This window comes from Streptomyces sp. NPDC002138, assembly GCF_040296485.1.
Taxonomy (GTDB): Bacteria; Actinomycetota; Actinomycetes; order Streptomycetales; family Streptomycetaceae; genus Streptomyces.
In genome coordinates this window covers 1-13,199 of the sequence record NZ_JBEOXE010000021.1, presented here as the reverse complement: position 1 = coordinate 13,199, position 13,199 = coordinate 1, and the positions used below count along the sequence as shown (strand labels likewise).

Genomic DNA, 13,199 nt, shown 5'->3' with positions numbered 1-13,199 from the left:
CTACGGAACCACCGGGGCGGCGGCCGGGGCGGCCACCGGGACCGCCGCCGCGAGAAGCCCGGCGCCGGGGAAGTACAGCCGGTCCAGGATCCCGCGCCGCGGCCACTGGGCGGCCCGGTGGAAGCACAGGTCGCTGGGAGCCGGGGAATCCCGCAGGTCGGCGGCGTGCGCACCGGCCGGCAGTGCGGTGACCGCGGCCCGCAGCGGGTCGGGGGAGCCGGCCCACTCGGCGACCGGGACCGGCCGGGTCCAGGCCTCCCCCGTGTTCGGGAACATCCAGTGCGTGGCCCCGGCCAGCGCCCTCGCGAAGTCGGCCGTCCGCGCGGACCGGCGCGCCAGCCGGACCAGGGTCAGCAGGAACACCGGCAACGACTCGGCGAGCAGGCAGAGTTCGGGATAGGTGCGCAGCTGCCGGAGGTCGGTGGGGATGGAGACCACCGCACCCCAGTGGCCGCTCTTCGGGTCGACGCGGATCTGCGCGAGGGCGGAGCTGCGGGCGTAGTCCACGCGCGCGATGGGGTGGTACGTGCCGTCGCCGCCCATCATCCGGTGCACCTCGGGGTCGACCGCGTGCGCCGTGTCGGCCTCGCCCCCGGGCAGCAGGCGCAGCGGGGGCGCTCCGGCCATCCGTACGCCCCCGATCGCGCGCAGCACCGTACGGATCTCCTCCGGCACCGGCACCTCCCACGCATCCATCGCGGCGTCGGAGCAGCCCTCGTCGAGCCGCACGAGCTCCGGCAACTCCGCCGCCAGTGAGCGGAGTTCGCGCACGGCCCGGCTCGCAGCATCGGTCGGTACCCGGTGGCGTCGGACCGGGCGGCCCAGGAAGTCACCCGAGACCACGCTGCGCAGCAGCAGGGCGCGGCCGCCTCCGGCCAGCCGGAACTGGACTTCGCTGCTGCCGGTGTCGGCGGTGTTGAAAGCGGTGGAGAAGTACGGCTCCCAGCCGATTCCGCAGGGATGGCCGGGGAGGTCGCGCAGATCGGCGACATCGGTGAGCGAGTCGCCGCGCCCGACGAGCGCGGCGAGTTCGGCGTCGGGTCCCTCGGCCGCCTCGATGCTGGGGCGGGCGGGGACGAAGAACCGGGGCGCGGGCCGGTCTTCGGGGTCCGCGCCCTCCGCGAGGCGGGTCGCGAGGCCGGTCAGCCAGCCGGTGAAGCCGGGCGCCTCGACGGTGATCTCCTGCTCGCCCCAGGTGTAGACGGCGAGGACGGGCCCCCAGTCGTCGCACCCGCCACCCCCGACTTCATCGCGTCCGTCGGCTTCGGGCACGCCGACGATCAACGACCCTTCTCCGGCGTCGAGTTCACCGAGGATCCAGCACCCGTCGGTGAAGTGGGGCTTGCCGTGGGGGCCGAACTCGATCCGTACGTCGTCCACTTCCAGCCCGCCGGTCTCGCGCAACACGATACGGACGGCTTCCGGAACGTGCACGGGCCATGCGTCGAGGTCGGCATCCCGGAACCCGTCGAGCAGTTCGACGTCGTCGGGCCGCCGGTCGGCCAGGGCGCGCAGCGCGGCGAGGGCGGCATGGCCGTCGGCGGTGGCCGGGTACCCCCGTACGACGGCTGTGGCTGTCGCTGTCGCGGGCCCGGTCTCTGTGTCTGTCGCTCCGACTCCCGATACCACGCCCGCGCCCGCGTCCTGCTGGTCGTCCGTCATTGCCTCGCCCCGGTCGTCGTGTGATCGCCTTCGCGCCCGAGCCTACCGAGGGCGCTCGGCGGGGCCGTCGCACACCATGAACTCGGGCCGCCCCAGCTCATCGGCCAGGTCGCGGGCCAGCCGGAGCAGGTCCTCGCCGGCCGGCCCGGACAGGGTCCACACGACGGCCCCGGCCCCCGACGGGGGCGCGACCGCGGCGAACCGGGCCCGGATCTCCGCCTCGGCCGTCTCCGCTCTGCTCACGCGCAGGGGTTCGTAGCGCACCGGGGCCGTGTCCACGTGGCGCACGGCCACGGCTCCCCCGCTTCCCTCGCCTCCGTCGCCGGCCGGGGCGATCAGCAGCTCGGCGTAGCCGCGTCCGCCGCTCTCGGCGGGGCCGCGCGCGTGCGCGTTGCCCGCGTACACGGCGCGGAGACCGGGCGCGGGCGCCAGCCGATGGTGGACGTGGCCCAGGGCCCAGTAGTCGTAGCCCGCGGCCGCCAGGGTCCGTACACCGGTCGGGGCGCAGGTCTTGCGGCTCCACGCACCGTGCAGACTCGTGTGCAGCAGACCCATGTTGACCAGCCCCGGGATCCGGCGCGGATAGCCCGCCGCGATGTCGCGGAGGTCGTGGGCCTCCGCGATCGACTGGCCGTGGACGGCGATCCCGAGGTCCTCCCAGTGCACGGTCTCCGACGCGTGGGCGTCCAGCCAGCGCACCGAGGGCGGCAGGTACAGCTTCTGGGGCAGCGGCGACTCGGCGTCGTGGTTGCCGGAGACGACGACGGTCGCGAGACCCGCGTCGTGGAAGCGGCCCAGCGCGTCCTGGAAGGCCGCCAACGCGGCCGCGTCCGCCTGGTGCCGGTCGAAGACGTCCCCGGCGACGAGCACCCCGTCGTACCCTCCGCACGAGCGCCTCCAGCGCGTCGTACGGAGCCTGCTCGGGGTCGATCGCGGGAGCCCCGGGGTACCCGGCGAGCCCGCGCAGCGGCGACCCGACATGCAGATCGGCCAGATGCGCCACCCGGACCCGCCCCTCCGGGGTGGGGGGTACGGGGGCGGAGCCGGCCCGGGGTGTCACGCGCACCTCCGGCCGGGGGTTCGCCCGCGGCACACCGGGGCTGCGGGCGCGGGGTCGGCGGGGCCGCCCCATCCGACCGAAACCCGTCTCCCCGGCTTGACGTTGCTCCGGCGGGTGGTACGGCGTCCAGCGGGCCGGGTCCCGCGGCAGACCCGGAGGCGGCCGGTCCCCCACCACCGGCGCGGGAGCGGGAGCGGGCGGCCTGCGGACGGCTCCGCGCGGGCCGGGGCGCGCGGGTCCGGGACGGCGACGGTCACGAGGGCGTGGTGGCCGCAGCTGGTGGGGACGCCGGCGCGGACGGCCGCGCCCGTCAGCGGTGGATCGGCCTCGCGCGGCGCGACGTCGCCCGCACGGGCGGGGGGCTGCTGATCTGCGCGTCCTGCGTCCCGGATGGAGCCCGGCGCTGCGAGGGCCGGTATGAACGGCGATGTCATGGTCGCCAGCATGCCGAGGCGAACGGCGGTGCGGGGTTCGCGCGGTCGGATCCCGGACATCGGGGCGGCGAGCCGGACAGCCATCGGCCGAGCGGAGCCTACGACGGACGGCCCGGGCAGAATTCGACCCGCGACGCGACGCCGCCCTCGGCCGCGCCGAGCCACGGCCCCGGCTCACCGGGCGTGCCCCGGCGCCCGAACACCGGGCCACCCACCCCCGCCTTGCGGGGCTCCGGGGCCACCCAGGGCATGCCGTCCCGACCCTCGGATCAGTGCCGCGCTGGAGCGGTCCCCCCGCACCGCGCCTCCGGCGGGCCCCCAAACGCCGGGCAGGCTGAATCGCTCCCCCGGCGAGCCGCATCGCACCACCCCAGCCACACCCAGCCCCGCCGACGATTGAGGCACCGCCAGAGGCGAACAGGAGCCGCACCGGCAAGCCACGCGCGGGGCCAGCTAGAACAGGCCGGATCGGCCCCCGCAGCCATGCCAGGCCGGAGCCGGTCACGCTGCGACGCGCCTCCGGCGGGCCCTCAAACGCCGGGCAGGCTGAATCGCTCCCCCGGGCGAGCCGCATCGCACCACCCCAGCCACACCCAGCCCCGCCGGCGATTGAGGCGCCGCCGGAGGCGAACACGAGCCGCACGGCGAGCCGCGCGCGCGGGCCGGTAACCAGGCGCGCGACCGGCCCCCGGGGACGGGGTACCGGCCACGGCATCGGGCTGCCTCCCGGACCCAGGGTGGGGCACCGGCCCGGTCAGCGGGCGCGGTGTCTGCCCAGGACCAGGTCCGTTTTGAACGCGTTGCGTTCCAGAAGCCAGCCCTCCGCGCGCAGCGTCCGCATGAGGTCGGCGCGCAGCCGCATGCACTCGCCAAAGGTCTCCGCCTTGGCGGTGATCTCGGTGAACCAGGACTCCCGGCCGTCCGCGTCGCACAGCGGGGTGATCTGCATCTCCATCAGGTGGCCGAGGATCTCGCCGGGGTAGTTGGTCTGCCGTACGGGCCCGTGGATCAGCGGGGCGGCCGCGACGGCCTCCGCCCAGCCCGCCGGTTTGGCCGGCCACTTCCTCATCTTGCCCGGCAGCCGGTCCAGGGCGATCGCACGGGACGCGTCCGGATCCGGCAGCGCGCCCGGCGCGAGGTCCGGCGCGGGCTCGCGCTTCTTGTTGGAGAAGTCGAGCGTGGCCCGCGAGTAGCTGATGTTGACCTGCGGGTCGTAGTTGGTGTCGCGGCAGTCGAAACTGTGCGCGTTGGCCCGGTCGAGGGCCTCCTCGACGGCCGCGCGGTCGGTCCCGTCGCCGACGATGTCGAAGCGGGTCTTGTAGGTCAGCCGCAGCCGGTCCTCGGCCCCGTCGTGGCGGAACCGGATGATCCACCCCTGCCCGGCGAAGCTCAGCTCGGCGTCGTCCATGTACTGGGCGACCTGGAAGCCGCTGGACTGCCCGAGGCCGAGCGCGGTGGCGGCCCGGTCGAGCGGGGTGCCGTCGGCACCCAGGATCCGGCGGGGGTCGACGAGCAGCTTGACCTGATAGGTCGGCGCCGCGTTCGGCGCGACCTGACCGTCCGGCGCCGTACCGACCGGCGCCGTACCGACCGGCGCCGTACCGACCGGTCCCGCACCATCCGGCTCCGTACCAGCCGGCGCCGTACCAGCCGGCGCCGTACCGACCGACTCCGCACCGGCCGAAACCCCACCGGCGCGCTCCGCCCCGCCCGCCGCGTCGCCGCGCGCGTCACCGCGTGCGTCGTCACCGGGCCCGCCGCCCGTCACGGCCGGCGCCCACGTGGCTGTCCCCACCACCGAACCCCTCAAGCTTCCACAGAACCGATGTCACCCAGGTCATGGGGCATGCGTTACATATCCCCCCTCACGCACAACACCCCGCCAATCCGGACCAAAGCCCCGGAACCGCGCAAGTGAACGGCACGTGAATTCAGGCCAGGCCCCAGGGGCCTGGCCTGCAAGTCGTCCGACCTTACGGGGTGCGCGCCGACGGCGCACGCTCCGTTGGCATCCCGTTACCTCGCCCACGCCCCCGCCCGGAGCCCAACTGCCGTGCGCGGGGCCGCCGCGAGGGGGTCAGCCCGCAGGTGAGGGAATGAATCCCGAGGAGTGGAAGTAGCCGATGCACGCGTCGAGGAACGCGGCGTCGACGGGCGGGCAGCTCAGCCCGCTGCCCTCGAGGTCGGCCTCGATCCGCTCCCGGCCGAGCACGGGGAAGTGATCGGCCGTGCAGAGTTCCTCGAGCGTGAGGTCGCTGCCGGCCGCCAGGGTGGTGAACCGGGGCGCGAACGGCGCGAAGGAGTGCCCCGGGCGCTCGGCCAGATGGGCCTGCATCGCCTCGGTCCAGCGGTGGTGGGCGACGGTCTCGATCCGGTGCCCGTGGGCGCGCAGCCGCTGGACGAGGTCGTCGAGCAGGGCCTCGCGCGGGTTGACGTGGTGGTACGTCTGCCCCCGCGCCTCCTGGTGCGCGGCGAGGTGGACGATCGATGCGGCCACGTGGTCCACGGGGACGAGGTTGAGGGCCACGGGCAGGTCGGGGGCCAGCCCCAGCTCCGTAATGATCTTGAACAGCTCACAGAGGGCGGCCCCGCTGTCCCAGGTGTGGCTCAGGGCGTCACCGGTGATCTCGTGCGGCCGGTGGACAGCCACCGGCAGCCCGGCGCGCCCGGCCTTGCGCAGCAGTTCCTCGGCGATCCACTTGCTCTCGGTGTAGCCCATGGAGAGCAGCTCGACGTGGTCGAGCGGGGTGTCCTCGGCCACCTCGCGCACCCCGGCCGCACCGAAGCCGTGCACCACGCCGATGGTGGAGACGTAGTGCAGCGGTACGCCCCGACGCGCCGCGAGCGCGATCAGCTCCCCGGTGCCGTCGACGTTGGCGGGGCGCAACTGCTCATACGGGTAGAGGAAGTTGACGTCGGCGCCGCAGTGGTGGATGACGTCCGCCCGGGCGGCCTGGCGGTCGAATTCGGCCGTCGAGAGCCCCAGGCGCGGCCGGGCCAGATCGCCGAGCAGCGGATGGACGCGCTCGACGGGCAGGGGCCGGGTGATGCCGTGGCGCCGCTGCGCCCGGGCGAGCTTGCGGTGGGCGTGCGCGAGGTCCCGCGCGCGGACGAGCAGGTGCAGTTCGGCGTCGGTACGGTCGAGCAGCGCGCGCAGCATGTGGGCGCCGAGGAAACCGCTGGCCCCGGTGAGCAGGACATGGCGGGGCACCCGCCAGTCGGGCCGGTCGTGCGCGGTGATCGGGACGGGCGTGACGCGCGGCACCGGCCGCTCCAGGTCGGCGAGCCAGCGGCCCGCGACGGGGGCCCTGCGCGGGGTCGGCCGGTCGAGGACGGTGGCTTCGACGGCGCTGATGAAGGCCTTGAGCGTGGGCTGGTTCAGCAGATCGCCGACCAGCCGGTAGCTGTGCGCGCCGCCGATGGAGAGGGCGGCCTGGACGGTGTTGACGAGCTGCGCGGCGATCAGGGAGTTGCCGCCGCGTACGAAGAAGTCGTCGTCGGGGGCGTGCGCGACGTCCTGCGGGAGGGTCCGTTCCCAGATCCGGGAGACGAGCGCGGCGATGGTCTCCCCCTCGCCGTCCGCCACCGCCGGGGCCGCCGACTCGGCCGCCGGTGCCGGGGCCGGGGCCAGCGCGAGCAGCGCGCCCCGGTCGACCTTGCCGTTCGCGGCCAGCGGCAGCCGGTCGAGGACGGTGATCGTCGCCGGGACCATGAACGCGGGGAGCCGCTCGGCCAGGTGGGCGCGCAGTTCCCGTACGTCGGGGTGGTGTCCGGGCCGGGTGGCGGCCGCGAAGAGGGCGAGGTGGCGGGTGGCGCCGTCCTCGCGGGCCAGGACGACGGAGTCGGTGATCTCCGGGTGCGCCGCCGCGGCGTCGCGGATCTCGTCCGGCTCGATCCGGAAGCCGCGCACCTTGACCTGGTCGTCGCGGCGGCCGCGGAACTCCATCACCCCGTCCGCGTGGTGGCGTACGAAGTCACCCGTGCGGTAGAACTTCCGGGCCCCGGCGACGGAATCGACGGGCTCCGGGGCATCAAGGGCATCCAGCGCATCGAGGGTGACGAAACGGCGGGCGCTCTCGGCCGGGTTGTTGAGGTAGCCCGCGGCGACGGCGGGGCCGCCGATGCACAGCTCGCCCTCCTCCCCCGGCCCGGCCCGCGTGCCGTCCTCGCGGAGCACCACGCACACCGTGTCGGCGATCGGGCGGCCGATGGGGACGCCGGTCGCGCCCTCGGGGACGGTCTCCACCCGGTGGGCGACCGCGACGCAGGCGGTCTCGGTGGGGCCGTAGGCGTTGACCAGCCGCTGCGGGCGCCCGTGCTCCAGCACGCGGCGGGCCGCTTCCGGGCGCAGGGCCTCGCCGCCGGTGAGGACGTAGCGCAGGCCGGCGAAGGTTTCGGGGCGCTCGTGCGCGATGTGGTGGAACACGCTGGTGGTGGCGAAGACGATGCTGATGTCCTGCTCGCGCAGGAAGGCGGCGAGGGCGTACGGGGCGAGGAGCAGCGTCGCGTCGGCGGGGACCAGGCAGGCGCCGTTCAGCAAGGCGGGCCACATCTCCAGCACGGAGGCGTCGAAGGAGAGCGTGGCCGCGTGCAGCACCCGGTCGGTGGGGCGGACGTCCAGGAAGCCGTTGTCGACGGCGAGCCGGACCAGTCCGCGCTGCGGCACGGCGACGGCCTTGGGCCGACCGGTGGTGCCGGAGGTGAACATGACGTAGGCGGGCACGTCGGCCGGCACATGGGCGGACACCGGAGCCAGGACCTCGCCCGCACCCCCCGACTGTGCCCGTCCGGCGGTCAGGATCCGTTCGTAGTCCCAGGTCGGAGCGGTCTCGGGGTCCACCGACCCCGCTCCGGGCAGCCGGACGACGGCGACGGCAGAGGCGTCCTCCAGCATGCCGGTCACCCGGGCGGCGGGCAGTGTCGGATCGAGCGGCAGGTAGGTGGCTCCGGCGCACACCACGCCCAGCAGCGCCACGCAGGCCTGCGGGCCTCGGGAGCCCGCCACGGCGACCACCGCGCCGGAGGTGACCCCCATGGCGCGCAGCCCGGCCGCGAACACCCCTACGCGGTCCGCTAGTTCGGCGTACGTGTAGCGCGCGCCACCGGGCTCGTCGACCGCGGTCCGCTCCGCGTGCAGCAGGGCCCGCTCGAAGAACAGCTCGGCCAACGGCCGTTCGTGAATGTTCCCGTCCGCCCGGCCCACCGGGTCCGCCGCTGTCTCGGTCATCGCCGATCACCCTCTCCCTCAGGGGACGGAACGTATCCGCCGGGCGGAATCCCGGGAGCGGGCAGCCGATTTCCGGCCATACGAAGGGGGCAGGACGGCCCGAACCCACCGGATCGCCGCGACGATTAAGCCAAGTCGCCCGTGCGGGCGGCTTCGACGAGACCCGACTCGTAGGCGGCGATCACCGCTTGGGCGCGGTCCCGGACGCCGAGTTTGCCGAAGACGTTCGTGATGTGGTTCTTGACGGTGGACCCGCTGATGTCCATCTCCGCCGCGATCTCCGCGTTGTCGAGGCCGGTGGCCATCAGCCGCCACACCTCGGCCTCCCGGGGCGTGAGGTCGCCGGTGCCTGCCGGCGGCACCGGGGCGGACGGCCGCGGCCGGGCGGGGGCGGTGACGTAGGCGGAGAGCAGCCGGGTGAGCAGGCGCGGCGCGACGGCGGCCTCGCCGGTGTGGACGGTGCGGATCGCCGCGAGCAGTTCCTCGGGCGAGACGTCCTTGGGCAGGAAGCCGGAGGCACCGGCGCGCAAGGCCGCGACGACGTATTCGTCCAGGTCGAAGGTGCTCAGGGCGAGGACCCTGCAGCCGGGGAGTTCCGCGGCGATGCGCTCGGTGGCCCCGACCCCGTCGAGGACCGGCATCCGGATGTCCATCACGATGACGTCGGGCTGGTGGCGGTGCGCGAGGGCGACGGCCTCCTCGCCGTCACCGGCCTCGGCGACCACCTCGACGGAGGGGTCGGGCCCGAGGATCAGGGCCAGACCACGCCGCACGAGGGGCTGGTCGTCGGCTATCAGTACCCGGATCGGCTCCGGCGACACCCCGTGCGCGGCCGTGCTCATCGGCGCGCCTCCTCTCGTACGGACGCACGCGCGCCCCCGTCCAAAGCCACGCCCACGCTCCCACCTCCACCCGCACCCGCACCCGCACCCACCGGCAGCTCCGCGGCCACCCGGAACCCGCCCCCATCGAGGGCCCCCACCTCCAGCGTGCCGCCCTGCAGCGCGACGCGTTCGCGCATGCCGATCAGACCGTAACCGCGCGCGGACCGGCCGGAGCGGCCCGACGGCGCCGCGGCCGCCGCGCCGCCACTGCCCGCCCCGCCACTGCCCGCCGAGCCACCGCCCGCCCCGTCGTCGCGGACCTCCACGGTGATCCGGTCCGGGTGGTAGGCGAGGCATACCCAGGCCCGCGCGTCCCCCGCGTGCTTGCGGGCGTTGGTGAGCCCCTCCTGGACGAGCCGGAAGACCGTGAGGCCGACGGTCGGCGCCAGCGGGTACGGCGTTCCCCGCACGATCAGTTCGGTGGGCAGCCCGGCCTGGCGGGACTCGGCGACGAGCCGGTCCAGGTCATCGGCGCCGGGCTGGGGCGCCTCGGGCGCGGCCATCGGGGACCGCGGCTCCGGCGCGGCGCCCGGAGCGCCCGGCCGCCGCGGCTCGTGGGCCGTGTCGTCGGCCCGCAGGACGTCGAGGAGCTGGCGCATCTCGCCGAGGGCGAGCCGTCCGGAGTCCTCCAGGGTGATCAGGGCCTCGCGGGCGGCCTCGGGGGCGTGCGCGAGATTCGCCCGGGCGCCGCCCGCCATCAGCTGCATGACGGTGATGTGGTGGGCCACGATGTCGTGCAGCTCCCGTGCGATGCGGCGGCGTTCGTCGGCGACGGCCCGGTCGGCCAGCAGCCTGCGGTTGGCCTCGACGTCCCGCCGCCAGCGGTTGACCAACAGGGCGGTGGCGACGACGAGCAGGGCCGAGGTCGTGTACCCCAGCACGGCCCAGCCGAGCGAGAGCCCGCGGACGGGCCCGAGCAGGGCCAGTGCCACGGTCGAGAGGGTCACCGCGGCCGAGGCCATCGGCCGACCGGTCCGCACGACCGTGAACAGGGCGACCACGAGGCTGGTGTTGAGTCCCGGCGCGACCGTGAGGCCCAGGCGCAGCGCCGTCTCGATGACCATGACCGCCGCGAAGACGGCGACCGGGTGACGGCGCCTGACGAGCAACGGGACCGCCGAGAGGACGAGGAGCAGCATGCCGCTCGCCGTGACGGGCCACCCGTGGGACTGGCCCGCCATGCTGTAGGCGACCAGGTCCACGGCCACCGCGCCGATGGCGACGAGCCCGTCCTCCCGCGTCCACAGCGGCGTACCGGTGTCACGGCTCGTCATGGTGGTCCTCCCCCGGCCGCCGGACCTTCCGGCCCGGTGCCGGTGCGCCTCGACCGCGCCCGGTCCATTCTCGCACCGGGCGCGTGCACGGGCCACGGACCCTGGGGGGAGGCGCCGACCAGGAGCGGGGTCCTGGTCGGCGGCCCGCGCCGGACCAGGGTCCCCACCCGCTTCTCATCCCGCGCCCGGACGCCCGGGCGGCTTCCTGCTGATGGTCTGGATACGGGCCCGGGACCACCCGGAGCGCCCGCCCCGTACGACCGGAGGACATTCGTGATCCGCGCCCTGACCGGCTTCTCGACCAGGAACCCATGGAAGGTGATCGCCGTCTGGGCGGTGGTGGGAACAGCCCTGATGTTCCTCAATCAGGCCCTCGTCTACCGGGTCACCGGTACCCAGCCGGCGGACTTCCTCCCCGCCACCTACGATTCGGCCGCCGCCCTGAAGGTCGCCGAGGAGCGGTTCGGGGTGAAGCCCGACGCGAACACGGTGACCGTCCTGGTCGCCCGGTCCGACGGAGCGCTGCTGAGCGCCGCCGACGAGGAGCGCGTCCGGGCGCGGGCGCAGAAGCTGGGGCAGCGCCGGGTGGCGATGCCGCCGCCCAAGGAGGACACGCCCTCCTTCCTGCGCATCGACCATGCGCAGACCCCGCGGATCGCTCCGGCCATGACGGCGCCGGACCGCAGCTTTCAGCTGCTGTCCGTCCAGCTGACCGGCAATTCCATGGACCCCGGTCTGCTCGACCTCTTCCGCGCGTTCCGCGACGACGCCCGCGCCGAGTTCGCCGACGCGGGGTTCCGTACGGGATTCACCGGGGGCATCGCCTCGACGGCCGACGTGACCGACGCCGAGAAGACCAGGACGCTGGTGGTGAGCATCCTCACCACGGCCCTGATCGTGCTGCTGAACGTGCTCGCCTTCCGCAGCGTGCTCGCCGTGATCCTGCCCCTGCTCGCGATCGCCTTCATCGGCGGCGCGGCGAGCGGGGCCGTCACGGGTACCGCGATGCTCACGGGCGTCACGCTGGACGGCTCCACCCCGAGCCTGATCCCGGTGGTGCTGCTGGGCATCGGGATCGACTACTTCCTGTTCCTGCTCTTCCGCTACCGCGAGCGGCTGCGGAACCGGCCGGAGTGCGACGCGCGCGTCGTCGCCGCCGAGGTGTCGGTCCGGGTGGGTACGGCGATCACCTCGGCGGCGCTGACCATCGTGGCCGCCTTCGCGACCCTCGGGATCGCCTCCTTCGGCCAGTTCCGGCTGCTCGGCCCGGCGATCGCCGTGTCGGTCCTGGTGATGCTGGTCGGCAGCCTGACGCTGATGCCCGCCATGCTGGCGGTGGCCGGGCGCGCGATGTTCTGGCCCTCGAAGGCGTTGAAGCGCGCCCCGCGCGAGGACGCGGCCGGGCGGTTCGGCGCGCTGGTGGCGCGCCGGCCGGTGGCTCTGGCCCTGGCCTCCGTGGCCCTGCTGGGCGCGCTGGCCACCGGCCTGGCCGGGCTCACCATGGACTACGGGCGGGGCGGGGCGGGCGGGAAGACCGCGGCCACGGCGACCGCCGACGAGATCGGCCGGGCGCTCCCGACGGGCGCGTGGGAGCCGACGACCGTGTACGTCACGGCGCGGGACGGCGGCGCCCTCACCACCGGGCGGCTCGACGGACTCTCCCGGGCGCTAGGCGCGGTCGAGGGCGTCGGCCGGGTCGGGCCGACCGTCTTGAACGGGGACCACGGTGCCGCTCGTATCGATGTGTACCTGACGGTCGACCCGGAGACGCGGCGGGCCCGTGACCTGGTCTCCGGTCCGGTGCGCGGCGCGGTCGCGGCCCACTCCCCCGAGGGCACGGTGGCCCATGTGGGCGGCACCGCCGCGGTGTTCGTGGACGTGGCCACCGCCGTCGACCACGACCTGCGGATCGTGTTCCCGGTCGCGGCGGCGCTGATCGCGCTGATCCTGGTCGTCCTGCTGCGCAGCCTGATCGCCCCGGTGATCCTGATGGTCTCCGTGGGGCTCGGTTTCGCGGCCACGCTCGGCGCCTCCGCCCTGGTCTTCCAGCACCTGCTGGACAAGCCGGGCGTCGCCTTCACCCTCCCGCTGGTGCTGTTCCTCTTCGTCGTCGCCCTCGGCACCGACTACAACATCCTGATCAGCGACCGGATCCGGGAGGAGATGGAGCGCCCCGGCCCGGCCCGCGCGGCCGTGGCCCGCGCCGTACGCAGCACCGCGCCCGCCATCCTCACGGCGGGCCTGGTCCTGGCGGGGTCGTTCGCCGGCCTGGCGGTCGCGCCGGACCCGGGCTCCCGGCAGGTCGGTTTCGCCACGGCGCTCGGCATCCTGCTCTCGGCCTCCGTCCTGTCGGTCGTCCTGGTGCCCGCGCTGGCCGCTCTCCTCGGCCGGGCCACGTGGTGGCCCGTACGGCCAGGACGCCCGAAGGACGGGACGCCGAGCCCGCGGCCCGCCGAGGAGCCGTACCGCGTCCCGGTGTCCTGACCCCGCACGTGGTGTCCCGACCCCGCACCGGCCCGCTCTTCGCTCGGGCCCGATGTCCCGTGCGCGCGGTGAAGGGCCTCAGCCTCGGGCGGGCGCGCCGCTCTCCACGGCGACGGAGGACGGCGCGGTGCCCGCCTGCGGCAGGGCGGCCGCGGGCGCCGGGGCGGGCGCGGG

Annotated in this window: 7 protein-coding genes; 1 reads left to right on the top strand and 6 read right to left on the bottom strand. The window is 75.0% G+C overall.

Annotation, left to right across the window (positions count from 1 at the left end; genetic code table 11):
* The 6 genes from ABT084_RS15950 to ABT084_RS15925 all read right to left on the bottom strand — a co-directional run bounded on the left by ABT084_RS15950 (position 1) and on the right by ABT084_RS15925 (position 10,541).
* Positions 1-1,662 (bottom strand): hypothetical protein, encoded by a 1,662-nt coding sequence (locus tag ABT084_RS15950; RefSeq protein WP_351043403.1) that lies wholly within the window; start codon positions 1,660-1,662, stop codon positions 1-3.
* A gap of 42 nt (positions 1,663-1,704) precedes the next feature.
* On the bottom strand, positions 1,705-2,643 hold the full coding sequence (locus tag ABT084_RS15945) for a metallophosphoesterase family protein (protein ID WP_351043400.1): 939 nt from the start codon (positions 2,641-2,643) through the stop codon (positions 1,705-1,707).
* A 1,267-nt stretch (positions 2,644-3,910) separates the two neighbouring features.
* Positions 3,911-4,951, bottom strand: coding sequence for a hypothetical protein (locus tag ABT084_RS15940; RefSeq protein WP_351043397.1), 1,041 nt, complete (start codon positions 4,949-4,951; stop codon positions 3,911-3,913).
* Between the two features lie 282 nt (positions 4,952-5,233).
* Entirely contained in the window at positions 5,234-8,383 is a 3,150-nt protein-coding gene (locus ABT084_RS15935) for an amino acid adenylation domain-containing protein (protein ID WP_351043394.1), read from the bottom strand.
* A gap of 125 nt (positions 8,384-8,508) precedes the next feature.
* Positions 8,509-9,225, bottom strand: a complete 717-nt coding sequence (locus tag ABT084_RS15930; RefSeq protein WP_351043392.1) for a response regulator — start codon at positions 9,223-9,225, stop codon at positions 8,509-8,511.
* Positions 9,222-10,541, bottom strand: a complete 1,320-nt coding sequence (locus ABT084_RS15925; protein ID WP_351043389.1) for a sensor histidine kinase — start codon at positions 10,539-10,541, stop codon at positions 9,222-9,224. The genes ABT084_RS15930 and ABT084_RS15925 overlap by 4 nt, the downstream gene beginning before the upstream one ends.
* A 273-nt stretch (positions 10,542-10,814) precedes the next feature.
* Between ABT084_RS15925 and ABT084_RS15920 the strand changes: the two genes are divergently transcribed.
* A complete protein-coding gene (locus ABT084_RS15920; RefSeq protein WP_351043386.1) occupies positions 10,815-13,025 on the top strand; it encodes an MMPL family transporter in 2,211 nt (736 codons plus the stop codon).
* The last annotated feature ends 174 nt before the right edge of the window (positions 13,026-13,199 follow it).